The 25,089-nt window shown below is 68.1% G+C and carries 28 protein-coding genes; 18 read left to right on the top strand and 10 right to left on the bottom strand.

What is annotated here, in order from left to right:
• From STRTUCAR8_RS29900 to STRTUCAR8_RS29875, 6 genes are all read left to right on the top strand, one after another.
• Positions 1 to 515, top strand: a 515-nt coding sequence (locus tag STRTUCAR8_RS29900) for a hypothetical protein (protein ID WP_052350923.1), incomplete at its 5' end; no start/stop codon positions are given.
• A 197-nt stretch (positions 516 to 712) separates the two neighbouring features.
• Positions 713 to 1,798 carry an S-(hydroxymethyl)mycothiol dehydrogenase gene (locus tag STRTUCAR8_RS29895; protein WP_006379842.1) on the top strand — a complete coding sequence of 362 codons (1,086 nt, stop codon included), beginning with the start codon at positions 713 to 715 and terminating at the stop codon, positions 1,796 to 1,798.
• On the top strand, positions 1,795 to 2,433 hold the full coding sequence (locus tag STRTUCAR8_RS29890) for an MBL fold metallo-hydrolase (RefSeq protein ID WP_006379860.1): 639 nt from the start codon (positions 1,795 to 1,797) through the stop codon (positions 2,431 to 2,433). Before STRTUCAR8_RS29895 ends, STRTUCAR8_RS29890 begins: the two co-directional genes overlap by 4 nt.
• 282 nt (positions 2,434 to 2,715) lie before the next feature.
• Positions 2,716 to 3,078, top strand: coding sequence for a bifunctional 3-phenylpropionate/cinnamic acid dioxygenase ferredoxin subunit (locus tag STRTUCAR8_RS29885; protein ID WP_044473134.1), 363 nt, complete (start codon positions 2,716 to 2,718; stop codon positions 3,076 to 3,078).
• Positions 3,075 to 4,244, top strand: coding sequence for an NAD(P)/FAD-dependent oxidoreductase (locus STRTUCAR8_RS29880; protein WP_006379831.1), 1,170 nt, complete (start codon positions 3,075 to 3,077; stop codon positions 4,242 to 4,244). The genes STRTUCAR8_RS29885 and STRTUCAR8_RS29880 overlap by 4 nt, the downstream gene beginning before the upstream one ends.
• A 144-nt stretch (positions 4,245 to 4,388) precedes the next feature.
• Positions 4,389 to 5,513: an aromatic ring-hydroxylating oxygenase subunit alpha gene (locus STRTUCAR8_RS29875; RefSeq protein ID WP_006379858.1), complete on the top strand. Its 1,125-nt coding sequence runs from the start codon at positions 4,389 to 4,391 to the stop codon at positions 5,511 to 5,513.
• A gap of 70 nt (positions 5,514 to 5,583) precedes the next feature.
• Here STRTUCAR8_RS29875 and STRTUCAR8_RS29870 read toward each other — a convergent pair whose 3' ends face one another.
• On the bottom strand, positions 5,584 to 6,330 hold the full coding sequence (locus STRTUCAR8_RS29870; protein WP_006379838.1) for an IclR family transcriptional regulator: 747 nt from the start codon (positions 6,328 to 6,330) through the stop codon (positions 5,584 to 5,586).
• 201 nt (positions 6,331 to 6,531) lie between these two features.
• Here STRTUCAR8_RS29870 and betA point away from each other — a divergent pair, with 201 nt between their 5' ends.
• The 5 genes from betA (at position 6,532) to STRTUCAR8_RS29845 (ending at position 10,646) form a co-directional block, all read left to right on the top strand.
• On the top strand, positions 6,532 to 8,211 hold the full coding sequence (betA, locus tag STRTUCAR8_RS29865; protein ID WP_044473133.1) for a choline dehydrogenase: 1,680 nt from the start codon (positions 6,532 to 6,534) through the stop codon (positions 8,209 to 8,211).
• A 6-nt stretch (positions 8,212 to 8,217) separates the two neighbouring features.
• Complete coding sequence (locus STRTUCAR8_RS29860; RefSeq protein ID WP_006379834.1) at positions 8,218 to 9,063, top strand: methylenetetrahydrofolate reductase; 846 nt, start codon at positions 8,218 to 8,220, stop codon at positions 9,061 to 9,063.
• 94 nt (positions 9,064 to 9,157) lie between these two features.
• Complete coding sequence (locus STRTUCAR8_RS29855) at positions 9,158 to 9,742, top strand: TerD family protein (RefSeq protein WP_044473137.1); 585 nt, start codon at positions 9,158 to 9,160, stop codon at positions 9,740 to 9,742.
• A gap of 230 nt (positions 9,743 to 9,972) precedes the next feature.
• Positions 9,973 to 10,227 carry a type II toxin-antitoxin system VapB family antitoxin gene (locus tag STRTUCAR8_RS29850; RefSeq protein ID WP_006379844.1) on the top strand — a complete coding sequence of 85 codons (255 nt, stop codon included), beginning with the start codon at positions 9,973 to 9,975 and terminating at the stop codon, positions 10,225 to 10,227.
• Positions 10,227 to 10,646, top strand: a complete 420-nt coding sequence (locus STRTUCAR8_RS29845) for a PIN domain nuclease (protein WP_006379861.1) — start codon at positions 10,227 to 10,229, stop codon at positions 10,644 to 10,646. The genes STRTUCAR8_RS29850 and STRTUCAR8_RS29845 overlap by 1 nt, the downstream gene beginning before the upstream one ends.
• Before the next feature lie 104 nt (positions 10,647 to 10,750).
• Here STRTUCAR8_RS29845 and STRTUCAR8_RS29840 read toward each other — a convergent pair whose 3' ends face one another.
• From STRTUCAR8_RS29840 to STRTUCAR8_RS29830, 3 genes are read right to left on the bottom strand one after another with little or no spacing between them, the layout of a single operon-like run.
• Complete coding sequence (locus STRTUCAR8_RS29840; RefSeq protein WP_006379830.1) at positions 10,751 to 10,960, bottom strand: DUF397 domain-containing protein; 210 nt, start codon at positions 10,958 to 10,960, stop codon at positions 10,751 to 10,753.
• A 25-nt stretch (positions 10,961 to 10,985) separates the two neighbouring features.
• A complete protein-coding gene (locus tag STRTUCAR8_RS29835) occupies positions 10,986 to 11,195 on the bottom strand; it encodes a DUF397 domain-containing protein (RefSeq protein ID WP_006379835.1) in 210 nt (69 codons plus the stop codon).
• Positions 11,192 to 12,022 (bottom strand): helix-turn-helix domain-containing protein, encoded by an 831-nt coding sequence (locus STRTUCAR8_RS29830; protein WP_006379852.1) that lies wholly within the window; start codon positions 12,020 to 12,022, stop codon positions 11,192 to 11,194. Before STRTUCAR8_RS29830 ends, STRTUCAR8_RS29835 begins: the two co-directional genes overlap by 4 nt.
• A gap of 170 nt (positions 12,023 to 12,192) precedes the next feature.
• On the opposite strand from STRTUCAR8_RS29830, the gene STRTUCAR8_RS50440 reads away from it, so the two are divergent.
• Positions 12,193 to 12,384, top strand: coding sequence for a hypothetical protein (locus STRTUCAR8_RS50440; RefSeq protein ID WP_409081161.1), 192 nt, complete (start codon positions 12,193 to 12,195; stop codon positions 12,382 to 12,384).
• A gap of 305 nt (positions 12,385 to 12,689) precedes the next feature.
• Here STRTUCAR8_RS50440 and STRTUCAR8_RS29825 read toward each other — a convergent pair whose 3' ends face one another.
• On the bottom strand, positions 12,690 to 13,265 hold the full coding sequence (locus tag STRTUCAR8_RS29825) for a GNAT family N-acetyltransferase (protein ID WP_006379863.1): 576 nt from the start codon (positions 13,263 to 13,265) through the stop codon (positions 12,690 to 12,692).
• A 57-nt stretch (positions 13,266 to 13,322) separates the two neighbouring features.
• Positions 13,323 to 14,303, bottom strand: a complete 981-nt coding sequence (locus STRTUCAR8_RS29820) for a phosphotransferase enzyme family protein (protein ID WP_006379840.1) — start codon at positions 14,301 to 14,303, stop codon at positions 13,323 to 13,325.
• Between the two features lie 155 nt (positions 14,304 to 14,458).
• Between STRTUCAR8_RS29820 and STRTUCAR8_RS29815 the strand changes: the two genes are divergently transcribed.
• Entirely contained in the window at positions 14,459 to 15,337 is an 879-nt protein-coding gene (locus tag STRTUCAR8_RS29815) for an ATP-grasp domain-containing protein (protein ID WP_006379850.1), read from the top strand.
• A gap of 29 nt (positions 15,338 to 15,366) precedes the next feature.
• Here STRTUCAR8_RS29815 and STRTUCAR8_RS29810 read toward each other — a convergent pair whose 3' ends face one another.
• The 3 genes from STRTUCAR8_RS29810 to STRTUCAR8_RS29800 all read right to left on the bottom strand — a co-directional run bounded on the left by STRTUCAR8_RS29810 (position 15,367) and on the right by STRTUCAR8_RS29800 (position 16,934).
• The gene (locus tag STRTUCAR8_RS29810) at positions 15,367 to 15,807 is read right to left on the bottom strand and encodes a HEAT repeat domain-containing protein (RefSeq protein ID WP_234372469.1); all 441 of its coding nucleotides are present in this window, start codon (positions 15,805 to 15,807) and stop codon (positions 15,367 to 15,369) included.
• A 12-nt stretch (positions 15,808 to 15,819) separates the two neighbouring features.
• Positions 15,820 to 16,425 (bottom strand): DinB family protein, encoded by a 606-nt coding sequence (locus tag STRTUCAR8_RS29805; RefSeq protein WP_006379833.1) that lies wholly within the window; start codon positions 16,423 to 16,425, stop codon positions 15,820 to 15,822.
• 164 nt (positions 16,426 to 16,589) lie between these two features.
• A complete protein-coding gene (locus tag STRTUCAR8_RS29800) occupies positions 16,590 to 16,934 on the bottom strand; it encodes a hypothetical protein (protein WP_044473132.1) in 345 nt (114 codons plus the stop codon).
• A gap of 265 nt (positions 16,935 to 17,199) precedes the next feature.
• Between STRTUCAR8_RS29800 and STRTUCAR8_RS29795 the strand changes: the two genes are divergently transcribed.
• Positions 17,200 to 17,961 (top strand): metallophosphoesterase family protein, encoded by a 762-nt coding sequence (locus tag STRTUCAR8_RS29795; protein WP_044473135.1) that lies wholly within the window; start codon positions 17,200 to 17,202, stop codon positions 17,959 to 17,961.
• 232 nt (positions 17,962 to 18,193) lie between these two features.
• On the opposite strand, the gene purU is transcribed toward STRTUCAR8_RS29795, so the two are convergent.
• Positions 18,194 to 19,075 (bottom strand): formyltetrahydrofolate deformylase, encoded by an 882-nt coding sequence (purU, locus tag STRTUCAR8_RS29790; RefSeq protein WP_006379857.1) that lies wholly within the window; start codon positions 19,073 to 19,075, stop codon positions 18,194 to 18,196.
• Positions 19,076 to 19,347: 272 nt separating this feature from the next.
• On the opposite strand from purU, the gene STRTUCAR8_RS29785 reads away from it, so the two are divergent.
• From STRTUCAR8_RS29785 to STRTUCAR8_RS29770, 4 genes are read left to right on the top strand one after another with little or no spacing between them, the layout of a single operon-like run.
• A complete protein-coding gene (locus STRTUCAR8_RS29785; RefSeq protein ID WP_006379849.1) occupies positions 19,348 to 20,823 on the top strand; it encodes an aldehyde dehydrogenase family protein in 1,476 nt (491 codons plus the stop codon).
• 20 nt (positions 20,824 to 20,843) lie between these two features.
• Entirely contained in the window at positions 20,844 to 21,953 is a 1,110-nt protein-coding gene (locus STRTUCAR8_RS29780) for a quaternary amine ABC transporter ATP-binding protein (RefSeq protein WP_006379847.1), read from the top strand.
• Entirely contained in the window at positions 21,950 to 23,971 is a 2,022-nt protein-coding gene (locus tag STRTUCAR8_RS29775) for an ABC transporter permease (protein ID WP_006379837.1), read from the top strand. The genes STRTUCAR8_RS29780 and STRTUCAR8_RS29775 overlap by 4 nt, the downstream gene beginning before the upstream one ends.
• 13 nt (positions 23,972 to 23,984) lie before the next feature.
• Positions 23,985 to 24,974, top strand: a complete 990-nt coding sequence (locus tag STRTUCAR8_RS29770) for an ABC transporter substrate-binding protein (protein ID WP_006379845.1) — start codon at positions 23,985 to 23,987, stop codon at positions 24,972 to 24,974.
• Positions 24,975 to 25,089 lie beyond the last annotated feature (115 nt).

Here is a 25,089-nt window from a genome sequence, read left to right as displayed (position 1 = left end):
TCGTCGGCCTCGCCGTCGCCGCCTCGCTCGCCCTGCTGCCGACAGCCGCCACCCCCGCACAGGCCGCCCCGTCCGCCATCCCGTCCGGGATGACCTGGACCGTGCTCGTCGATGGCGCCGCCAACGGCACCGTCAGGGTGGGGGCGGACTCCGCGACCGATCCGTACTACGGCGACACCCCGGCCACCGCCACGCTGCCGCTGCTGTGCCTGAGAGTCACCGGCAGCGGCGTACCGAGCGGGATCACCCCGGACTTCTACGCGGGCTGGGCTCGCGGCACCGTCGCCGCCACGCCCCCGGTCCAGGGCAAAGCGCTGACCAGCCTCTCCGTCGCGAACAGCCTCTGTGTCCAGTACTACGGAACCGGCTGGCGCATGGCCGAGTTCCATGACGGCCGCTACGGCAGCAACCTGGAGTCGAGCGGCGGCTGGTCGTTCTGGGCCCACGGCTACCTCCCCGCGAACACGCGCTTCTGGGCAGCCATCGACGACCAGCCCGCGAACCCCTGGAACTGACTCCGGGGAACTGACTCCGAACGTGGCGTTCGGGAAGGTCGCGTCGTGCCGCCTTCCCGAACGACTACTGCTCCGAGGAACCCTCCGAATCCTTGACCCCCGCCCGGCGCTCCCTGATGCTGTGTTGCGACACATGAGATGCGTGCCGTAATGAGCAACGTTCGGCCTGGATCTCCCGTACCAGCCGAGGAGTGGTCATGACTCACCAGGTCCGTGCTGTCGTCGCGCGGGGCAAGGGTGCCCCCGTCAGCCTGGAGACGATCCTCGTGCCGGACCCCGGGCCGGGCGAGGCGCTGGTCCGGATCCAGGCCTGCGGGGTGTGCCACACCGACCTGCACTACCGCGAGGGCGGGATCAACGACGACTTCCCCTTCCTGCTCGGCCACGAGGCCGCCGGGGTCGTGGAGTCGGTGGGCGAGGGGGTCACGGACGTGGCTCCCGGCGACTTCGTGATCCTCAACTGGCGTGCTGTGTGCGGGAGTTGCCGGGCCTGTCTGCGTGGACGCCCGTGGTACTGCTTCAACACGCACAACGCCAGGCAGAAGATGACCCTCCTCGACGGGACCGAGCTGTCGCCGGCCCTCGGCATCGGCGCCTTCGCCGAGAAGACCCTCGTCGCGGCCGGGCAGTGCACCAAGGTCGACCCGGCCGCCTCCGCTGCCGTCGCCGGGCTGCTGGGGTGTGGCGTGATGGCGGGAATCGGCGCCGCCATCAACACCGGGAACGTCGGTCGCGGTGACTCGGTCGCCGTCATCGGCTGCGGTGGGGTCGGGGACGCGGCCGTCGTCGGGTCGAACCTGGCCGGCGCCGCGAAGATCATCGCCGTCGACATCGACGACAACAAGCTCGCCACCGCCCGCAGGCTGGGCGCGACCCACACGGTCAACTCCAGGGAGACCGACGCCGTCGAGGCCATCCGTGAGCTGACCGGCGGCAACGGCGCCGATGTCGTCATCGAGGCGGTCGGCCGCCCGGAGACGTACAAGCAGGCCTTCTACGCCCGCGACCTCGCCGGGACCGTGGTCCTGGTGGGTGTGCCGACGCCGGAGATGAAACTCGAACTCCCGTTGATCGACGTCTTCGGGCGGGGCGGCTCACTGAAGTCGTCCTGGTACGGCGACTGCCTGCCCTCCCGCGACTTCCCCATGCTCATCGACCTCTATCTCCAGGGCCGCCTTCCCCTGGACGCCTTCGTGACCGAGACCATCGCGCTCGACGACGTCGAGAAGGCGTTCGAGCGGATGCACGGCGGCGACGTACTGCGTTCGGTGGTGGTGCTGTGACGGCCGCCGGCGCCCGTGTCGACCGGCTGGTCACCTCGGGCACGTTCTCGCTCGACGGCGGCACCTGGGACGTCAACAACAACGTGTGGATCATCGGCGACGAGAACGAGGCGGTCGTCGTCGACGCCGCCCATGACGCCGACGCCATCGCCGAAGCCCTCGGCGGTCGCACGCTCCGGGCCGTCGTGTGCACCCACGCCCACAGCGACCACATCGACGCCGCCCCCGCCCTCGCCGAACGCACCGGCGCCCCGATCCTGCTCCACGCCGACGATCTGCCGCTGTGGAAGCAGACCCACCCCGACCGGGAACCCGACGCCACGCTGACCGACGGCCAGGTGCTGACCGTCGCCGGGATCGAGCTGACCGTGCTGCACACGCCCGGCCATGCCCCGGGCGCGGTCTGTCTGTACGCACCGGCCCTGAATGCCCTCTTCGGCGGCGACACGCTCTTCGCGGGCGGCCCCGGGGCCACCGGCCGCTCCTACTCCCACTTCCCGACCATCGTCGACTCGATCCGGGACCGGCTGCTGACGCTGCCCGGCGACACCGTCGTATACACCGGGCACGGGGACACCACCACGGTCGCCGCCGAGGCCCCGCACCTCCAGGAGTGGATCGACCGCGGTTTCTGACCGTCCGGTCCGACGCCGGCGATCCGTACGTCCCCAAGTGCCGCCAAGCAGGGGACCGCGCTGCTTCACGCCTGCCCGATGTCTGTCCGAGCTGCTTCGACGCGCTCGGTCCGGCATCGGGCTCGCTTGGTTTCACGTTGTGCAATGTGAGCGAAGTTGTTCATGACGCAACTCGCCGCCATGGCTCATCCCGGTCCCTGGACTTCTTGACAAGGGTTCTGGGCGCCCTCAAACTGACGTTGCGCTTACCGCAATCCGTTTCGCTATACGCACCGAGGTGTCATGATGATTCCCGCGTGCCGTCTCGCGGATCTCCCGCGAGGTGAGGCCCTCCGGCTCGACATCGACCCGCCCGTCTCGGTGTTCCACACCGACGACGGCGAGGTCTTCGCCATCGACGACACCTGCACCCACCAGGATGCCTCGCTCGCCGACGGCTGGCTGGAGGGCTGCGAGGTGGAATGCCCGCTGCACGCCTCGAAGTTCGACCTGCGCACCGGCGCCGTCGACTCCCCGCCGGCCAAGCTGCCGGTGCGGACACACGAGGTCGTCGTCGAGGACGGCATGATCTACGTGCAGGTGTCCACGGACGCCCCCAACCTGCCCCCCTGTATCGCGGCCCGGCTCGCCGGGGGTCCCGCGTGAGGACGGTGGCCGTGGTGGGTGCCTCGCTGGCCGGACTGTCGGCGGCGCGCTCCCTGCGCAAGCAGGGCTATGACGGACGGCTGGTTCTGATCGGCGACGAGGCTCACCGCCCGTACGACAGGCCGCCGTTGTCCAAGGAGTTCCTGGCCGGAACCCTCGGCGAGGCGGAGCTCGGACTGGAGACGGACGGCGAGGACCTGCGCGCGGAGTGGCTTCTGGGCACCCGCGCGATCGGCCTCGACCGCACCGACCGGTCCGTCCGCCTCGCCGACGGCCGGAACGTACGCGCCGACGGCATCGTCATCGCGACCGGCGCCGCCGCCCGCACCCTGCCGGGCGCCGACGGCCTGACCGGCGTGCACACCCTGCGCACCCTCGACGACGCCCGCGCCCTGCGCGACGAACTGGCCCTCGGCGGACGGCTGGTGGTGATCGGCGGCGGCTTCATCGGCGCCGAGGTCGCCTCCACCGCGTACGCCCTCGGCCTCGACGTGACGGTCATCGAGGCCGCGCCGACACCGCTCGCCGGACCACTCGGCGAGACCATGGGCGCCGTCGTCTCCGGCCTCCACGCCGACCATGGCGTACGGCTGCTGTGCGGGACCGGGGTCAAGGGGCTGAGCGGGGAGAGCCGGGTCGAGGCCGTGCTGCTGGCCGACGGGCGCAGTGTCCCCGCCGACATCGTCGTCGTCGGGGTGGGCGCGCGGCCCTGCGTCGACTGGCTGGCGGGGTCCGGCGTGGCCCTGGAGAACGGCGTCAAGTGCGGCGCCGACGGCCGCACCAGCCTGGCCGGTGTGGTCGCGGTCGGCGACTGCGCCAACTGGTACGACCCCCGGGTGGGCGCCCATCGCCGGGTCGAGCACTGGACGGGCGCGCTGGAGCGGCCGGCTGCCGCCGTGGCGACGCTGCTGGCGGGGGGTGCGGTGGAGACGGGGGTGCCCCGGCCGCCGTATTTCTGGTCCGACCAGTACGGGGTGAAGATCCAGTTCGTCGGCCATGCGGGGGTCGCTGACAGTGTGGCGGTGGAGGAGGGGGCTGTGGGTGAGCGGAACGTTCTGGCTGTTTACCGGCGGGGTGGGGAGCCGGTGGGTGTGCTGGGGATGAATCAGCCTCGGTTGTTTGTGCGGTGGCGGAAGCAGTTGAGTGCGGTGCCGGGGGTGCGGTGAATTTCGGCTGCGGGCCCGGTGGGGGCTGGTCGCGCAGTTCCCCGCGCCCCTGGACGGGTGCGCCCCTGCGGGGGCTCTACCCGCCCAGAGCGCTGTCTAGTTGACGGATCCTGACCACCACGACGTTTCTCCGAGGAGTGCACTGTGACCTCGACAGGCCTGCCCGACAGTCTGATCGCCACCCTGCCCGGCTCCTCCTACACGGACGCGGGGATCTTCGCGCAGGAGCAGGAGCGCATATTCGAGACCATGTGGTTCTGTGTCGCGCGCGCCTCCGAACTGGCGAAGCCCGGCGCCTTCCGGACCGTCGACGTGGGCCGCGAGAGCATCCTCGTCACCCGCGCGCGGGACAACTCGATCCGCGCCTACTTCAACGTGTGCCGGCACCGTGGCGCCAAGCTCTGCACGGAGGAGTCCGGCGAGGTCAAGCGGGCCTTCCAGTGCCCCTACCACGCCTGGACGTACGGCCTGGACGGCAAGCTCGTCGCCGCGCCCAATCTCACCAAGATGCCCGACGTCGGCCGCACCGAGTACGGCCTGGTGGCGGTGGCCGTCCGGGAGTGGCTCGGCTATGTCTGGGTCTGCCTGGCGGAGAACCCGCCCTCCTTCGAGGAGGACGTCATCGGCGAGGTCATCGGCAGGCTCGGTGACGTCGAGTCGATCGAGCACTACGACATCGACAACCTCTCGGTCGGCAAGCGGATCGTCTACGACGTGAAGGCCAACTGGAAGCTCATCATCGAGAACTTCATGGAGTGCTACCACTGCGCCACGATCCACCCCGAACTCACCGAGGTGCTCCCCGAGTTCGCCGACGGTTACGCCGCCCAGTACTACGTCGGCCACGGCGCCGAGTTCGGCGGGGAGGTCCAGGGGTTCACCATCGACGGCTCCGAGGGCCTGGACCGCATCCCGGGCGTCGCCGAGGAGCAGGACCGCCGCTACTACGCGATCACCGTCAGACCGCAGGTGTTCATCAACCTCGTACCCGACCATGTGATCTTCCACCGCATGTACCCGGTGGCCGCCGACCGCACGATCGTCGAGTGCGACTGGCTGTATCTCCCGCACGTCGTCGAGAGCGGCAAGGACGTCACCCGGTCCGTGGAACTCTTCGACCGCGTCAACCGCCAGGACTTCGAGGCCTGCGAACGCACCCAGCCCGGCATGAGCTCCCGGCTCTACGCGAAGGGCGGCGTCCTGGTCCCGAGCGAGCACCACATCGGCGCGTTCCACGACTGGGTCAACGAGCGCCTGGGCAGCAGTTAGAAGCAGGGGGCGCGTTCAAGGGGCGCGGGGAACTCCGCGACCAGCCCCCACCGGCCCGCGCCCGAAGAACTCACCCCAGATACCCCATCCGGTGACTGATCTCCGCCGCCCCCTTGACCAGGATCGGCGCCAACTCGTGCAACCGCTCCGTCGTGAACCGGTAAGAAGGCCCCGACGCACTCACCGCCGCGACAACCGTCCCGGTGTGGTCGCGGATCGGCGCCGCCATCGCGTGCAGCCCGATCTCCAGCTCCTCCTGCGTCCACGCGTACCCCCGCTCCCGCGCCTCCGAGAGGTCCTTCTCCAGCTTCGTCTTCGCGGTGATGGTGTGCGGGGTGACCTTCTTCAGGCCGGCCCCGTTCAGCAGCGCGGTGCGATCTTTCGCGGGCAGGTGGGCCAGCAGGATCTTGCCGCTGGAGGTGGCGTGCAGCGGGGTCAGCTGGCCGACCCAGTTGTACGCGCTGACGGCGCCGGGGCCCCGTACCTCGTACAGGTTGACGGCGTAGTGCTCCTGCATCACGGCGATGTTGACGGTCTCGCCGATCTCCTCGGCGAGCTGCTCGCAGACCGGGCGGCCCTGCTGCGTGATGTCGATACTGCCTGTGACCGCGCCGGCGAGGCGCACGATGCCGAAGCCGAGACGGTACTTGCCGCGCTCGCCCGCCTGCTCCACCAGACCGCGTGCCTCCAGCGCGCCGAGCAGCCGGAAAGCGGTGGATTTGTGAACATCGATCTCGGCGGCGACCTCGCTGACGCCTGCCTCGCCGCGCTGGGCGAGAATCTCCAGAACGCTGATCGCGCGGTCGACCGACTGCACTCCGCCGGCCTGTGTACTGGACGTTTCGGTGTCTGTGCTGTGGTTGCTCACAGCGAAACTATACGCGCAGTAAACAACACCATTGCAAGTAACAGACCCGAAACCAAGTGCTTGCATGTTGCGCGTCCCGCAACCTGGTGCGTATAGCGCTACTGGATTAGCATGCCTGGCGTATCTACGGCGCGAGCGAGACGAGAGATCATGGCTCCCCTGCAATACGACTTCGTCATCGTCGGCGGCGGATCGGCCGGCAGCGCACTGGCAAACAGGCTCTCCGCGGACCCGGCCAACAAGGTGCTGGTCCTGGAGGCCGGCCGGCCCGACTACCCGTGGGACGTCTTCATCCACATGCCCGCGGCCCTGACCTATCCCATCGGCAGCCGCTTCTACGACTGGAAGTACGAGTCCGAGCCCGAGCCCCACATGGGCGGCCGGCGCGTCTACCACGCCCGCGGCAAGGTGCTCGGCGGCTCCAGCAGCATCAACGGCATGATCTTCCAGCGCGGCAACCCCATGGACTACGAGCGCTGGGCGGCCGACCCGGGCATGGCGAAGTGGGACTACGCGCACTGTCTGCCGTACTTCCGGCGTATGGAGAACTGTCTCGCCGCCGACCCGGACGACGAGTTCCGCGGCCACGACGGTCCCCTCGTCCTCGAACGCGGCCCGGCCACCAACCCCCTCTTCGGCGCCTTCCTCAAGGCCACCGAGGAAGCGGGGTACGCGCCCACCGAAGACGTCAACGGGTACCGGCAGGAGGGCTTCGCCAAGTTCGACCGCAACGTCCACCGCGGGCGCCGGCTCTCGGCGTCCAAGGCGTACCTCAAGCCCGTCCGCAAGCGGCCCAACCTCACGGTGAAGACGCGCGCGCTGGTCACCCGGGTCCTCTTCGAGGGCAAGCGGGCCGTCGGTGTCGAGTACCAGCGCGGCAAGGGCGCACTCCAGCAGGTCCGCGCCAAGGAGGTCATCCTCTGCGGCGGCGCCATCAACTCCCCGCAGCTGCTCCAGCTGTCGGGCGTAGGCAACGCCGAGGAGCTGAGCGCCCTCGGTGTCGACGTCGTCCACGACCTCCCCGGCGTCGGCGAGAACATGCAGGACCACCTGGAGGTGTACGTCCAGTACGCCTGCAAGCAGCCCGTGTCCATGCAGCCGTACATGGCGAAGTGGCGGGCCCCCTTCATCGGCCTGCAGTGGCTGTTCCGCAAGGGGCCCGCCGCCACCAACCACTTCGAGGCCGGGGGCTTCGCCCGCAGCAACGAGGACGTCGCCTACCCCAACCTGATGTTCCACTTCCTGCCCATCGCCGTCCGCTACGACGGCTCGTCCCCGGCAGGCGGCCACGGCTACCAGGTGCACGTGGGCCCCATGTACTCCGACGCCATCGGCTCCGTGAAGATCAAGAGCAGGGACCCGCGCGAACATCCGGCGCTGCGCTTCAACTACCTCTCCACCGAGCAGGACCGGCGCGAGTGGGTCGAGGCGATCCGCGTCGCGCGCAAGCTCCTCAGCCAGCCCGCCCTCGCCCCGTACAACGACGGTGAGGTGTCGCCCGGGGCGAAGGTGGAGTCGGACGAGGAGATCCTCGACTGGGTCGCCAAGGAGGGTGAGACGGCCCTGCACCCGTCCTGCACCTGCAAGATGGGGCCCGCGGAGGACGGGATGGCCGTCGTCGACCCGGAGAGCATGCGGGTGCACGGGGTGGAGGGGCTGCGCGTCGTGGACGCCTCCGTGATGCCCTACGTCACCAACGGCAACATCTACGCGCCGGTGATGATGATCGCCGAGAAGGCCGCCGACCTGATCCTCGGCAAGCGGCCACTGCCGGCTTCCCGTGCCGCGTACTACCGCCACGGCGACGCCGACGCCCAGCAGGCCGGGTAGCGGGCGTTGGGTACCTCAGGGCTCCGGGGGCTCAGGTCTCTGCTGGAGCGCGTCCGTTACGAGGTGCTGCCCGCGAAGACGACCGAGGAGAAGGTCCTCGCCCACCTTCCGCGCGATGCCGTCGTCACGGTGACGGCATCACCGGTCAAGGGCCTGGAACCGACCCTCGACCTGGCCGGTCGACTGGCGTCGCACGGCTATCGCGTAGTCCCTCACGTACCGGCCAGGCTGCTGCGGGACGACGCGCATCTCAAGGACGTCGTCGACCGGTTGCGGGAGCTGGGGGTGGAGGACGTCTTCGTGCCTGCCGGCGACGCGAATCCCCCGGCCGGGTCCTACGAGGGTGCCCTGCCGGTGCTACGGAGGCTCAGCGAGCTGGGCAGCCCGTTCACACACGTCGGCGTCACCGGATACCCCGAGAGCCATCCGCTCATCCACGACGACGTCACCGTCCAGGCCATGTGGGACAAACGCGAGCACGCCACGTACATCGTCAGCAACCTGTGCTTCGACGCACGGGTGCTGGGGGAGTGGGTGGGCCGGGTGCGGCGCCGGGAGGTCGCCCTGCCGGTGTACGTGGGTGTCGCGGGGCCGGTGCAGCGGGCCAAGCTGCTGTCCATGGCCACGAAGATCGGGGTGGGCGAGTCGACCCGCTTCCTGACCCGGCACCCCCTGTGGTTCCTGCGGTTCGCGGCGCCCGGGGGGTACTCGCCGGAGCGGCTGCTTTCACGGGCGGAGGGCGCGTTGACGGCACCCGGGGCGGGGGTGGCGGGGCTGCACCTGTTCACGTTCAACCAGGTGGAGGAGACGGAGCGGTGGCGGCGGGGGGTGCTGGAGCGGTTGGGTGGGTGAGGGGCGCCTCGGGGGCGTCAACTCCTGCACGCGGTCCCGGTGACGTGGGGGGCTTGTCTGGGACCTCGGTGAGAGCCCAGGCAGTATGGGTCCCATGATTACGCTCACGAAGGAAGACGGCCCTGCGGACCTGGACGGGGTGACCCATCTGTCCATCGGGGCCTCCTGGGACCCCACCTCCGGCGCGAGCGGCGGAGTGATGGGCAAACTCCGCCGCAAGACCGGCACCGACCTCGACCTGATCGCCATCGCCCTGCACGACGGCGACCCGGTGCGCCTGGCGGGTCTCGACTCGCTCGACCCCATCGGCAACGGCTCCCTGCTCCACAGCGGGGACAACCAGACGGGGCACGGGGACGGCGACGACGAGACCGTCACGGTCGAGTTCGCGAAGATCCCGCCCCACATCACCTCGATCGTGTTCGTCGCCGCCGCCTACAAGAAGGGCAGTTCCTTCCAGAAGGCGCGCAACGTCAGTTTCAAGGTGTACGACGCGAGTGGCGGCAGCACCCAGCAGGTCGCCGACATCTGGCCCAGCATGCTCACCACGGACAACGGCTGCGCCGTCGCCAAGGCCGTGCGGTCCGGCTCCGCCTGGAAGCTTGAGGTGATCAACGTGACGGGGAAGATCAAGCAGGGCGACGAACTCGCCCTGATGCGCTTCGCCGTAAGCAAGTAGACGTACGTCGCAGGGAGTGAGGGGTCGTCGGCCCGCCGCCGGCGACCTCCCTGCGGACGCTTCACCGGAATACCACTGTCAGGTTCCCCTCCGCCATCATCCGGCTCTCGCTGTGCCACGGCATCGCGAGTCGCAGGGGTGGCAGCGCGACCTCAATCAAAACGATATCTACTTCAGTCGCTCAATGGTATCGTTTTCGCGGTAGAAGCATTCGCGAAGGGACCATCCGCATGGCCAGAACCGTCATCGACCTCGACGAAGACATGGTCATCGAGGCCATGCGCATCTTCGGCACCAAGACCAAGGCCAAAGCTGTCCGCCTCGCCATGGAGGACGCCGTCAAGAGGCACCTTCGACAGGAGGGCTTCGACGCCATCGAGGCCGGTGAGTTCGACTTCAGCGAGATCGTGGAGAACACCGGCCCCCGCAACGCCGACGGCTCTCTGAAGCGCGCCGGCGACCGCGACGGAGGCCGGGCCGCCTGATGCAGGACCGGTACCTCATCGACAAATCAGCCCTGGCCCGCTGGGCGAAACCGAACGTCAAGGACGTACTCAAGCCCCTGCACGAGCGCTACCTCCTCGCGGTATGCCGACCCACCGAGTACGAGATGATCCACTCCGCGCGGGACAGCTCGGAGGCGACCCGGATCAGCACCTGGCTCCACGCCTTCGACTACCTCCACACCGACGACCACGCCTTCGCCTGCGCTCTGGAAGTCCAGTGCCACGCTCTCAACGCGGGCTTCCACCGCGCGCTGTCCCTCCCCGACCTGCTGATCGCCGCCACAGCGGAACTGCACCGGCGGACAGTCCTCCACTACGACGGCGACTTCGACATGATCGCCTCTCTCACCGGCCAGCCCACCGAATGGGTCGTACCGCCCGGCAGTGCCGACCGCTGAGCGGGTCGAGGACTTGTGCCTCCCGGCCGCTCTCGCGGGCGGGTACATCCAATTGAGGTCGCTGGGGGCTGGCGCCCCCAGCGCGCGCACTTCGGCCCGCCTTGTCAGACGGTGTCGAATCCGCCGGTCTTGACACCCGTCACGAAGGTGACGAACGAGGCGGCGGGGATGTCGAGTACCGGACCGTCCGGGTTCTTGGAGTCACGGACGGGGACCACGCCGTGTGAGGCGACGAGGTTCGCGGCGACCGCTATGCAGGCGCCGCCGTTGTCGCTGTACGAGGACGTGAACCAATGCGGGGACTCGGTCGTCACGGGGTGCCCTTTCGTACTGGATTGATCAGACGGTGCCGAACTCTCCTGCTTTGATGCCCGCTACGAAGGAGGAGAAGGTGTCGGCCGGGAAGCTAAGAACCGGACCGGTCGGGTTCTTGGAGTCACGGACGGGAGCTATGCGGTGCGAGGCGACGAGGTTGGCCGCGACCTCGATGCACTGGCCGCCATTGCTGCTGTAGGAGGACGTGAACCACTGCGGGCTGTCGGTAGTCACGAGGTGTCCTTTCGTAGCTGTTCGATCATGGCCACGGACACCGCCTGTGAAGCGGCTTCGGCCTGTAGCTGATGGTAGGCCGTGAACATGGGCTGTACGAACCGCATATCCCGCTCCAGCTGGCCTTGTTGCGCGGACTCTGAGTACGCAATCTGTGACCGGTCCAGGAGCGTCAGGAGGGTTACCGGCAGGTCGAACGCGCGCCGCTCACCAAGATCGAAGGGGGCGACCTGGAGAACTGTGGAAGGCAGCTCGGCGAACGCAACGAGCTTGTCCAATTGGGCATCCATGACCCCGGGCCCCCCGACCGGTCGCCGGATACAGCTTTCGTCCAGTACCGCATAGACGAGAGGCCGGGGTGCCCGTTCCAACGATGTTTGCCGCTCGGCAAGCAGAGTCAGCCGTTCCTCTGCCTGCTGCTCCGTGATCGCCCCCCGCCGCACTGCCCCTGTCGCGATGGCTGCCGCGTACTCCGGGGTCTGGAGCAGGCCCGGAACAATCCCCAGCTCGAAGAGTCGGATCTCTGCGGCGCGCGTCTCGTGCGCGGCGTACTCAGGGAAGCCCTCCAGGATTGCTGTGTCCCGTAGTGCACGGCTTTGGCGTTCAAGACTGTCACCAGTGCCAAACGCCTTGTCAGCACTTGCCGAGAAGCGACCAGTTGGAGGGCGACGGCCCGTTTCTACGGCCGAAATGTGCGTGCCGGTGCACCCCATGCGCACGCCCAGCTCGTCCTGTGTCCAGCCTCGTTCTTCCCGCAGTCTGCGTAAACGCTCTCCGAAGCGCTCCCGCGGCGACCCTGTGGGGTCCAGTTCCTTTCGGTTCACCACTTGGGCACCCAACTCTCCGAGCAAACAGCGCAGGTTGAAGACAGTCGCACTCTAGGCCACGCTGGTCTCCTCGGGTAGCGGAGTCGTTACGGAGAGGAGTTGTGGTGACTGTGCAGAACATTCCCGCAAGTGGGCAGCAGCCCGCCCATGTTCCGGAGCCCGGCACGCTCATGGTGGACAGCAGCCGTGATCGCGTGGGGGAGTTCCGCGGAGTCGCCGGCCCGTACTGGTTCCTGCGGCCGGTGTGTGGTGGAACCGAGTGGGAGGCGAAGCCCGAGCATGTCCGCCTCGCCACACCCGCCGAGCGTCTCAGCGCCAGGACGGCACGCGAGAACGCCAGAAGCAGGGGAGAAGTGGTGTGACCCACAACAACACCGAGGGGTTGGCCGGTTCAGCAGCACTCGCTGACTTCGTCGAGTGTCCGGAGTGCAGGGAACTCGACCGGGCCGAAGTCGTCGCCGGTGCGGAACGGGATGCGAGCAAGGTGACCGACTGTCGTGTGTTGCGCGCGCGGCACCGGGCCGGCTCTCGGCACAACGGCGCGGGAGGAGGCTTGGACACCGACGCTTGTTGAGCTACCCGCCCACCAACCGCTCGCCGAGGTACGGTCGTTCGAACCGGAGATCACCCGGCCAAGTGCCAACTGCTGCCAGGTTGAGCCGCCGTGTCAGCGCCGCCGCGACTGCTGCTCCCACTGCTCCTTGGTGATCTCGTACCGGACGCCTCCACGCTCGGAGCCCTCGACCCTCTCCATGCCGGAGGGAGTGGGGATGGTGTCCACGAACGTCATCGCGAGCTTCTGCATGATGTTGCGCGAACCGTGGTTCACGGACATCGTCTCGGCCCAGACCATGCGCACACTGAGCTCCGTGAACGCCTTGCGCAGCAAGGCCCGCGAGCCCTCCGTGGCATAACCCTTGCCCCAAGACGCCTGCCGCAGCCGGTAGCCGAGTTCGACTTCGTCCAGCGGGCCCTCCGGCTCGGGGCGCAGGACGAACCAGCCGATGAACGCGCCGCCGTCCTTCTCCTGCGCGGCGAACAGGCCGAGGTCGCCGCCCCACTTCTCGTAGCCGGCGAGGATGTTCGGCAGATAGCGATCACGGACAAGCTCCGGCGCGGTCGGGTTGCCGCCGGTCAGGTGGCGCATCACCGCCGGGTCGCTGTCCAGCTCGATCAGCAGGTCCGCTTCGTCGGCGGTGAAGCGGCGCAGGGCCAGACGCTCGGTCTCCAGGTAGGTGTGCACGAGGCGATCGTGCCTGAGGCAAGTCGGGCAGCCCAACGGTTTTCCTCGGCCGGCTGATCAGAACTCCGCCTCCACAGCGGCCGCCAACTGGGAGATGATCGCCAGATCGGGCAGGCTGCGCAGCGAAGCAACGACCTTGCTGCTGGCGAACTCTCGCTGGGCGGCGGTCACGCTCGGGTCGATGGCGCACTCGGCCTGTACGTAGATGAAGTTCACGTCCGTCGCGAAAAGCATCGAGAACGACTGCGGGCCTTTGATGGCGGCACGTCCTCCGGCGCTCCGATAGGACCGTGCCAATTGCCGGGCCGAACCGAGGTCGATCTGGTTGCGGCCGGCCCATACGTATACGGCGCTTGCGAGTTCCCGTTCCGCCGAAACAGGCCCCGCGTTGTCCCAGTCGAGGAGAACCGGTCCGTTCGAGCCGACCAGAACGTTCTGGGGCTGCAGGTCACGATGCGACGTCACCAGACCGTCGGGGTCGGAGGGAGTCACCCATTGCGCCAGCTCCGGCGCGGAGGTGGCGATGAACTGGCCCAGAGCGTCCGACCATGGGAGGCCCGCCTCATGAACCTTCTTGTGCAGGTCCTGCCAGTCGGCTTCCCGGGGGCACTGCTCGTACCAGGGGTTCGGTACCTCACTCGCGCCCTCTCCCGCCTGGTGAAGGAGAGCCATGGTCCGGCCGAACCAGTCCAGGATGTCCGGGTCGGACGCGTCCGCCATGGTGCCGTCGATCCAGTCGTACAGCTTGACGTAGGACCCGCCGACAGAGGGCGGGAGGTGGGTGACGTATGAGCCGTGGCGATTGGGGATGATCCGCGGTGATGCGATTCCCAGGTTCTCCGCGGCCTGCCGCAACGCCGCCTCCCGGTGGACCTGTTCTTCGTCGCAGCCGAAGAGGAGTTCCTTAATCGCCCAGGAGGAGCCGTCTCCGGACAACTTCCAGATCTGACCCAACGCACCGCGAGTTACGGGTTCCGTCGTCCACGGCCCGGCGCCGAGGGCGTAGGTCTCCGCGATCAAGTCGGCTGCGCCGTGCATTCAGTTACCTCTCCTAGGGTGAATGGTCGGCGTCGACTGTACGTCAGCTTGCTTTGGCGGTGGCGGCCAGAATGAAGTCCCGTGCGTCCGCACGAGTCGCGCGGCAGCACGAAACCGTTGGCCGAGGCTCTCGAGGCCTCCGTAGCGTGTCAGTCATGCCGACGCCTGTCCTGTACTGCCGTGATCCGTTGAATCCTCGACGCGCGGACGAACACTTCGCGCAGGAAGCACAGGAGGTGCGTGCGGGTGGCGGGATGGTCGGGTTGGTCGACCACGACGCGCTGCTGAAGGGTGATGTACGGCAGGCTGTCGCAGGCGTACCGGCCGGGCTGGGGAGTGCCTGGTATCGGGGTTGGATGGTTCCGGGCGATCGCTATGCCGCGTTGGCTGAGGCGCTGATCCGGCGCGGCACCCCGTTGCTCGTCGCTCCGGAGCAGTACCGGGCCGCTCACGAACTGCCGGGCTGGTATCCGGAGTTCGCCGACATCACGCCCGCGAGCGTGTGGCGTTCCACCAAGCCCGGGGAGATCTTGACCGGCGAAGACCTGGCTGTTCTCGCCGAGCCGTTGCTGCCGGGCTCGGGAATCGTGAAGGACTACGTTAAATCCCGCAAGCACGAGTGGGAGCAGGCGTGCTTCATTCCTGATCTCGCCGATGTGGTGGGGGTGGAGCGGGTGGTGCGGCGCTTCGTGGAACTTCAGGGTGAGTTCCTTGCCGGTGGGGTCGTTCTGCGCAGCTTCGAGGAGTTCTCGAAGCCGGAGTCCCTCGCGGCTGAAGTGCGCGTGTGGTGGCTGGACGGCGAACCCAGGTTGCTCACGCCTCACCCGGACAGCCCGTTCGAGCGTGGGCTGGTGCCGGACCTCGGCCATATCGGGCCTGCGGTGCAGCGCCTGGGATGCCGGTTCGTCACCACCGACGTGGCCCTCCGCTCGGACGGGGTGTGGCGAGTCGTCGAAGTCGGCGACGGCCAGGTCAGTGACCTGCACCCGTCGTGCAGCCGAGGCGAGTTGGCTGCTCTGCTGGTCGGCCCGTAGCACTCGGTGTGCCGAGGTCGGGGCAATGGTCAGGATTCGTGGGTTCGGCCTTCCGGCTCGATCGCGGTGATCTCGGCTACCGCGAGTCGGGCTTCGTCGCGCACATCCGGCTCGGGGTGGTGGAGGAAGGGCTCGATCAGCGGCAGGGCCTGCGTGGCGTGCGTGGCGCCGAGAACATAGAGGGCGTGTTCGAGGAGTTCACGTTCCATCGTGGGCATGGCGTGGGCCAGCGGTTCGACGAGGTCCAGGGGGAGGCTGTGGTGGTTGAACGCCTCGCTGATCGAGTTCAGGGCAGACTCACGGACCTTGGTCACGGGATCGTCGACGGCCAGACTGACGAGACGTCCGACGACCAGGCGAGCAGTATCCGTGCCGAGCGCGGTGCCGCGCAGGAGATCCCCGAGCACCGCGGCGGCGACGTCTCGCTGGTCCGGATCGCGGTCGGTCAGCGCTTCAAGGGTCGTGAACATCTCCATGCGAAATCACGCGTCCCGGTCGGCTTGCCGAGCCGCATGCTCCAGTCGAGTCCGGTAGTTGTCCCACCACTCCACGTCGCCCGGCGCCATGCTCGCGTTGACCTTGTTCAGCCCCACGGCGCCGTCTATGAGCTCCCGGACGATGTCGGCGTGTCCGGCGTGCTGGTGTGTCTCGGCGATCATGCGCACGACGGCATGATGCAACGTCACCTCGTTTGCGTCGCTCGGCCACCACGGCACCCTGCCTGTCACGTCCAGCGCAAGTGCGTCCATCGACGCGTCCGAGTGTGCCCACGCTCGACGGTAGAGCCCCACGATGTACTCGCGTGACTCCTCAGCGGTGGCCCACATGTCCGCGTTGATCTCAGCACCGTCTTCTAGCCAGGGCAACGGCTCGCCGGACGGCCGTCCGAAGGTGTCTCCGAGGTAGCCCAGCTCCATGCTGGCCACGTGTTTCACCAGACCCAGGAGGTTGGTGCCGGTCGGTGTCAGCGGACGCCGGATGTCGTACTCCGAGAGCCCTTCGAGCTTCCACAGCAGAGCGTCGCGGGCGGACTGCAGATAGAAGTGAAGGTCGGCCTTGGGGTTCGATGCCGTGGAGTTTGATGCCATGGGGCCAGTCTGCCCGGATCGACAGAGACGGTACGGCTGTCCCATGGCTACGGTGAAGGGACAACGAAGCCGCAGGTAGACGAGGTGTCGACGAACAGCCACCTTCGCCGACCTCGGAGCCGGGTTTCGTCTGGGCCTGGCACCAGCTGCACCGCCGCGCGAAGTCAGGAATCGCGCTGAGGAGACACGTCTGATCGCACGAGACTGACTTGCTCCGCTGATATACGGCCGGGCAGGTAGACGAATCCGTTGCCGTTGTCGAGGAGCAACTCCTCGTCGACGCCGTCTACGGACCAGAGATCGACCGGCCCACCGGTGTTGTTGATGATCTGAAGGAAGAACTCTGCTTCTTCCTCGCTCCGGCAGACGAAGACCCCCTCCACCTCTGAGCGACGACTTCCTGCGATTCCCCGTGCGGCACCCATGCGGGTCCAATCCAGGCCATGGCGTGCGATCGACCGCCGATTGAGCACGGACGAAACGTGGAAGAGGCGCGACGTGTCAGACACGCCAGGAGTATAGGAGGCAGTGCGGCTGCCCTCCTCAGTGCATCCTGTCGATCAGAGTCTCGGCAACCGCCGCAGCGTAAACGGTGTGTCAGAACGCACGGTTCAGGAGTGCTGCCGCGTCCGACCGCATGTTCCGATGACGGTCGTTCTACGTGCGAAGAACTACGCACCCGGCGGCTGCACACGCTGAACGCGCCCAGCTCTGAGCTACGCGGCGGGCGAAAGGTCAGGCCACCCGCCTGCTCTTCACCCCACAGTGGTGACCATGCTGAACCGAGTGGCCGTCCTGTCCGACATTCACGGAGTCCTGCCGGCGCTGAAGGCGGTGCTCGCCGAACCAGACATCGGCACCGCCGATCGCATCGTGCTCACCGGTGACATCACAGCCGGCCCGCAGCCGACCCAGGTGCTCGACCTGCTGACCGGTCTCGGCGACCGCGTCTTATGGATCAGCGGCAACGCCGACCGTGAACTCCTTGAATACCGCCGTGGGCAACGCGACACGATCCCCGATCCGATCGCCCCCTGGGCAGCCGAACAGCTCCGCGAGGACCACCTCGACCTTCTCGGCTCGCTTCCCCGGTCCCGGTGCCTGTCTGTGAACGGACTGGGAAAGGTGCTGTTCTGCCATGCCACTCCTCGCGATGACGAGGAGGTCGTCCTGGTCGATTCCCGTCTCGACCGCTGGCAGGAGGTCTTCGACGGGCTCGATACGGACATCCGCACCGTGGTCTGCGGCCACACCCATATGCCGTTCGTCCGCCTGGCCCACGGTCGACTTGTGATCAACCCGGGCAGTATCGGCATGCCCTACGGCCGAACCGGGGCGCATTGGGCCCTTCTGGGTCCGGGCATCGAACTCCGAACCACGAACTTCGACATCGAGGCAGCGGCCGCCCAGCTCAGGCAGGACTCGACCTACCCCGACATCACCGAATGGGCCGACTACTTCCTGCCCGCCCGCGCGACCGACGCCGACGCTCACGCAGCCTTTGCCCCACGGGACGGACGCGACCATAGCCCGTGACAAGCCAGCCCTTGCCTCCGGCCGTCGCTCACAAGCGGTCCGGGGCGGGTTGAGGGTGCCCCGCCCGCGCTTGAGGGAGTACTGGTGAACGGGCCGAGACGGGCGGGTGGGTGGGAGAGATGGCTGAGGGAATCGGCGTCCGGCGTCGGACCCCGGCGCAGGGGAGTTCGAGGGTGCCTGGGGAGCGTGCCGAGACGGGTGGGTGGGTGGGTAGCACCCGTATACAACCCGCTCAGCGGAAAACCACCGTCCGGTTTCCCTCGACCATCACCCTGCTCTCGCTGTGCCACTTCACCGCGTGGGCCAGGACCTGGGCCTCGACGTCCCGGCCCACCGTCACCAGTTCGCCCGGGTCTAGGGAGTGGTCCACCCGTACGACGTCCTGTTCGATGATCTGGCCCTCGTCCAGGTCGGACGTCACGTAGTGGGCCGTCGCGCCGACGAGCTTGACGCCTCGGTCGTACGCCTGCTCGTAGGGACGCGCGCCCTTGAAGCTGGGGAGGAAGGAGTGGTGGATGTTGATCGCGCGGCCCTCCAGCTCCTTGCACAGGTCGTCCGTGAGGACCTGCATGTAGCGGGCCAGTACCACCAGGTCGATGTCCAGGTCCCGGACCAGCTCCAGCAGCCTCGCCTCCGCCTCCGGCTTGGTGTCCCGGGTCACCGGGATGTGGTGGAAGGGGATGCCGTAGCTCTCCGCCAGGCTCTCGAAGTCGCGGTGGTTGGAGACGATCGCCGGGATCTCGATGTTCAGGCCACCGGTGTGGCGGCGGAACAGGAGGTCGTTCAGGCAGTGGCCGAACTTCGACACCATGATCAGGGTCCGGGTCGGGGTCGACGCGTCCCGCAGGGTCCAGGAGATGCCGTAGGCCTCGGCGACGGGACCGAATCGGTAACGCAGGATTTCCAGGCCGGCGTTCGGATCGGAAACGTCGAAGTGGACCCTCATGAAGAAACGGCCCTGGAGACGATCATCGAACTGCTGGCTCTCCAGGATGTTTCCCGAGTTCCGGACGAGAAAGCCGCTCACGGCGTGGACCAGCCCCGAGCTGTCGGGGCACGAGAGGGTGAGAACGTACTCACTGCCAGCTACCGGTCGAGGAAACTTAGGGGACACGTCGGCCTCCGTTGGTGCGTATTGCACAACATGGTGAGCGATACGCAACATGGTCGGCTCAGCAACCGCTCCGGTCAAGGGTGGAGCCCCCTGTCGGGCGGCAGATGGGAGCGGGCGGGAAGTGGACGGGCCGCTGGTGAGCCCTCGACGGGTCCCTGTCGAAATCGTCATCCGCCAACCACTTGACGTATGTCCGCACATTCGCGAGGGTGTTCCACCACAAGCAATTGGGTGCACGATGCGCAACGAATTTCTGTTGAAAGGCTTGGCGCGTGGCAGACCTGTATGTGGACGGTGAATGGCGGGAGCCGGTGGCCGGTGGCCGCCGCGAAATCCGATGTCCCGCTGACGGCAGGCTCGCCGCCACCGTCTCGGAGGGGACACGTCCCGACGCCGAGGCCGCGATCGCCGCAGCCCGCCGCGCCTTCGACACAGGACCCTGGCCGCGTACCCCCGAACGGGAACGCGGCCAACTGCTGCTGCGCACCGCCGACATCATGGAGCGGGACGCCAAGGAGTTCGCCCGCGCCGAGTCGCTCGACACCGGCAAGCGGCTGGTGGAGAGCGAGTACGACATCGCCGACGTCGTCTCCTGCTTCCGTCACTACGGCGGGATCGGGGGCACGGACGCCGGCCGCGTCATCGACACCGGGCGAGACGATGCCGTCAGTCGTGTCGTCTACGAGCCCGTCGGGGTGTGCGGGCTGATCACCCCTTGGAACTACCCTCTCCTGCAGGCCAGTTGGAAGGTAGCGCCCGCTCTTCTCGCCGGTAACACCTTCGTCCTCAAGCCCAGCGAGCTCACCCCCTCCACCTCCATCCTGCTGATGAAGGCGCTGGCGGAGGCCGGGCTCCCCGCCGGCGTCGGCAACCTCGTCCTCGGTGCCGGGCCCGAGGTGGGCGCTCCGCTCTCCGAGGACAGAGGCGTCGACATGGTCTCCTTCACCGGCGGCCTGGAGACCGGCAAGCGCGTGATGGCCACCGCCGCCGCGGGCGTGAAGAAGGTGGCCCTCGAACTCGGCGGCAAGAACCCCAACGTGGTGTTCGCCGACGCCGACTTCGAGGCGGCAGTCGACTTCGCCCTCACCGCCGTCTTCCTGCACTCCGGGCAGGTCTGTTCCGCCGGTGCGCGGCTCATCGTCGAGGACTCGCTGCATGACCGGTTCGTCGACGAGGTGGTGCGGCGGGCGCGGCAGATCCGGCTCGGCGGGCCCTTCGACGCCGAGGCCGAGACCGGCGCGCTGATCTCCGCCCAGCACCTGGAGAAGGTCGAGGCGTATGTCGCCGCCGGGCTCGCCGAGGGTGCCGTACTGCGCTGTGGCGGTGAGCGGCCGGACGATCCCGCGCTCGCCGGCGGCCACTACTACCCGCCCACCGTCCTCGACGAGTGCACGCAGGCCATGCGCGTTGTACACGAGGAGTCCTTCGGGCCCGTACTGACCGTCGAGCGCTTCCGGGACGGGGACGAGGGCGACGCCGTACGCATCGCCAATGACACCGAGTACGGACTCGCCGGCGCCGTGTGGACACAGGACGCGGGCAAGGCCCAGCGGGTCGCCCGCGCGCTGCGCCACGGCACCGTGTGGATCAACGACTACCACCCCTATGTGCCGCAGGCGGAGTGGGGTGGTTTCGGGCACTCGGGTGTGGGCCGGGAGCTGGGACCGAGCGGCCTTGACGAGTACCGAGAGCCCAAGCACATCTGGCAGAACATCCAACCCCGGCCGCAGCACTGGTTCCGCGGCTGAACGCCGAAAAGAGGTCGATCGTGACCCCAGTACAGACCGAGGTGCCGCAGCGGCGCGGCACGCCCCAGGACTCGGACGGCACGCCGGTCATCTCCGTGCGCGGCCTGTGGAAGGTGTTCGGGCCGAAGGCCGACCGGGTGCCTGAGTCGGAGGAGCTGTGCGGGCTCACCCGGCGCGAGCTGATGGACCGTACGGGATGCACCGCCGCCGTACGCGACATCGACTTCGACGTGTCACCCGGCGAGGTGTTCGTGGTCATGGGGCTGTCGGGCTCCGGCAAGTCGACCCTGGTGCGATGTCTCACCCGGCTGATCGAACCCACCGCCGGCGAGATCGTCTTCGAGGGCGAGAACATCCGCGACGCCGACGACAAGCGGCTGCGCGAGCTGCGCCGGAGCAAGTTCTCCATGGTGTTCCAGCACTTCGGGCTGCTTCCGCACCGGCGTGTAGTCGACAACGTCGCCTTCGGGCTTGAGATACGTGGGATGGGCAGGGCCGAGCGCGTCAAGCGGGCCCTGGAGGTCGTCGAGCTCGTCGGGCTCTCCGGGTACGAGAACTCCTACCCGGACCAGCTGTCCGGCGGTATGCAGCAACGCGTGGGCCTGGCAAGGGCGTTGGCGGGCGACCCGGAGGTCCTCCTCTTCGACGAGCCGTTCTCGGCGCTCGACCCGCTGATCCGGCGTGACATGCAGAACGAGGTCATCCGGCTGCACCACGAGGTCGGCAAGACGATGGTCTTCATCACCCACGACCTCTCCGAGGCCCTCAAACTCGGCGACCGCATCCTCATCATGCGCGACGGCAAGATGGTGCAGTGCGGGACGGGCGACGAGCTGGTGGGCGCCCCCGCCGACGACTACGTACGCGAGTTCGTGAAGGACGTACCGCGTGCAGACGTCCTCACCCTGCGCTGGATCATGCGCCCGGCGGTGGACGGTGACGCCCTCGACGGTCCTGAGCTGGGTCCGGACGTCGTCGTACGGGAGGCTACCCGGGCTGTCCTCGCCGCCGAGAAGCCGGTCAAGGTCGTCGAGAACGGCAAGCTGCTCGGCATCGTCGGCGACGAGGAGATCCTCGCGGTCGTCGCCGGGCAAGGACAGGGACAGGCGCAGGAAGGCGACGTGCGATGACCGTCGCCATGGAGAAACCCCCGACACCTGAGCCGCCGCAGCCCCAGGACGCGGTGCCCGAGGCCGCCGCGCCCGTGGCGGCCGTACGCCGGGTCGGTCGGCGGACGGTGGTCGGGGCGATCCTGGTCGTCTGGCTGGTGCTGTTCGCCGTACTGCGCGGCACGAACACCCTGACGCTCGCGGCGGCGGACCTCACCGGGCTGCACCGGTGGCTGAACGACGTCAACGACTCGATCGGCGCCAACCGCAACTCCAACCCGCTCTTCCTCTACTTCTTCAACGAGATCCGCCTGGTCATCGACAACCTGGTGACGCTCGTCCAGCACCTGATCTCCCAGCCGTCCGACTCCCGCCCCCTGCCGCAGGTCGGCTGGCTCGGGGTCGTCGGCATCGCCGGGTTCGTCTCCTGGGCGGTGGGCAACTGGCGGGTGGCGCTGCTGACCGTCGCCGGGTTCACCTTCTTCGGGCTGCAGGGGCTGTGGCAGGAGAGCATGGACACCCTGGCGCTGACGCTGTCGGCGGTGTTCGTGGCGCTGCTGTTCGCGATCCCGCTGGGCGTGTGGGCGGGGCTGTCCGACCGGGTCAACAAGATCCTGACGCCGTTCCTGGACTTCATGCAGACGATGCCCACCATGGTCTACCTCGCCCCGCTGACCCTGTTCTTCCTCATCGGCGGCGCCTCCGCCGTCATCGCCACCGTCGTCTACGCGGCCCCGCCGACGATCCGGATCACCGCGCACGCCATCCGGTCCGTACCGGAGACCACCGTCGAGGCGGCCGACTCGCTGGGCGCGACCCGGTGGCAGTCGCTGCTGAAGGTCCTGCTGCCGATGTCGAAGCGGACCGTCGTGATGGGCGTCAACCAGACCATCATGGCCGCCCTCGCGATGGTGACCATCGCCGCCCTGATCGACGCGCCCGGCCTCGGCAAGACCGTCTTCCAGGCCCTTGAGTCGCTCGACGTGGGCACCGCCTTCAACGCGGGCCTCGCCATCGTCGTCATGGCCATCGTCCTCGACCGCGTCACGACCGCGGCCAGCGGACGCGAGGAGGCGGCCCGGCGCTCGGGCGGCCGATTCCTCGCGCGCAGGCGGCAGTTGGTGGTCGCGGGAGCGGCCGTCACCGCCGTCCTCGTCTATCTTTCGCACACCTATGTGTGGGCGGCGGAGTTCCCGGGTGAGGGTGATGTCGGCAGTTCCGTCGCGAGCGGTGCCGACACCGCGAGCACCTGGGTGCAGGACAACCTGTCGGGCCTCACCAACGCGTTCCGCGACGCCCTCACCAACGGCCTGCTGAACCCGTTCCAGACCCTGCTCACCGACTCGCCCTGGTGGCTCGTCGGCGCGGTCCTGGTCGGGCTCGCGGTGGTCCTGGGCGGCTGGCGGTCCGGGGTCACCACGGCCGTGTGCGTGGGGCTGCTGGTCGCCACCGGCGTCTGGTCGGACAGCATGACGACCCTGGCGTCCACCCTCGTCGCCACGGTCATGACGATGCTGCTGGCCGTCCTCGTCGGCGTGTGGATGGGCCGCAGCCCGCTCGCCGACCGGCTGATCCGGCCCACCCTCGACGCGGCGCAGGTCATGCCGCCGTTCGTCTACCTCGTACCGTTCCTGGCCCTGTTCGGCGCGACCCGCTTCACGGCGATCGTCGCGGCCATCGTCTACGCGGCCCCCGTCGCCATGAAGATCATCGCGGACGGGATACGGAGCGTGCCCGCGACCACCGTGGAGGCGGCCACCTCCGCCGGGTGCAACACCTGGCAGATCATCACCAAGGTCCAGCTGCCGATGGCACGCGGCGCTCTGACCCTGGCCACCAACCAGGGTCTGATCTACGTGCTGTCGATGGTTGTTGTGGGCGGCCTGGTAGGCGCGGGCGCCCTCGGCTACGACGTCGTGGCCGGCTTCTCGCAGGGGCAGCTGTACGGGAAGGGGCTGGCGGCGGGGCTGGCCATCGTCCTTCTCGGAGTCATGTTCGACCGGATCACTCAGGCAGCGGCGCGGCGTGCAGGCGCGTAAGGAGCTAACCACCATGGCAAGGCAAGCAACACAGTGGAGAGTCGGCGCGGCCGGCATGGCCGTCCTCGCCCTCACCCTCACCGCGTGCGGAGGCGCGAAGGTCGGCGACGACTCCGCGGGCTCCGACAACTCCTCCAACTCCTCCGGGTCGTCCGCGAAGTGCGGCACCTTCAACCTCGCGGTCAACCCGTGGGTCGGCTACGAGGCGAACGCGGCGGTCGTCGCGTACGTCGCGGAGCAGGACCTCGGGTGCAAGGTCACGAAGAAGGACCTGAAGGAGGAGATCGCCTGGCAGGGCTTCGGGACGGGCGAGGTCGACGCCGTCATCGAGAACTGGGGCCACGACGATCTGAAGAAGAAGTACATCACCGACCAGAAGACGGCTGTCGAGGTCGGCCCGACCGGCAACGAAGGCCTGATCGGCTGGTACGTGCCGCCGTGGCTCGCCAAGGCGCACCCCGACATCCTCGACTGGAACAACCTCGACAAGTACGCGGCGAAGTTCAAGACCTCCGAGTCGGGCGGCAAGGGCCAGCTCCTCGACGGTGACCCGTCGTTCGTCACCAACGACGAGGCGCTGGTCAAGAACCTGAAGCTGGACTTCAAGGTGGTGTACGCGGGCAGCGAGACCGCGCTCATCCAGGCCTTCCGCAAGGCCGAGAAGGACAAGGAATGGGTGATCGGCTACTTCTACGAGCCCCAGTGGTTCATGGCCGAGGTGCCGCTCGTCAAGGTCAAACTGCCCGACTACAAGGCGGGTTGCGACGCCGACGCGGAGAAGATCGCCTGCGACTACCCGGTGTACAAGCTCGACAAGATCGTCAGCGCGAAGTTCGCCAAGTCGGGCAGCCCCGCCTACAACCTGGTCAAGAACTTCACCTGGACGAACGACGACCAGAACACCGTGGCCAAGTACATAGCCGAGGACAAGATGACGCCGGAGGCGGCGGCGAAGAAGTGGGTCGACGCGAACAAGGCGAAGGTCGACGCCTGGATCAAATAGTGCCTGGAGTCCGTTGAGCACGGCTGCCCGGTGGGCGATGCGCGTACCCGCGCACCGCCGGCCGGGCCTTGCTGTGTTCCGCCCCCGCCGCCCTTACCCGTCCCATCCTCGGGGG

Origin of the sequence: Streptomyces turgidiscabies Car8 (genome assembly GCF_000331005.1) — a bacterium.
GTDB classification, from domain to species: domain Bacteria; phylum Actinomycetota; class Actinomycetes; order Streptomycetales; family Streptomycetaceae; genus Streptomyces; species Streptomyces turgidiscabies.
Note: the sequence above shows the minus strand (reverse complement) of the source record. Positions and strands in the feature narration are given on the sequence as shown.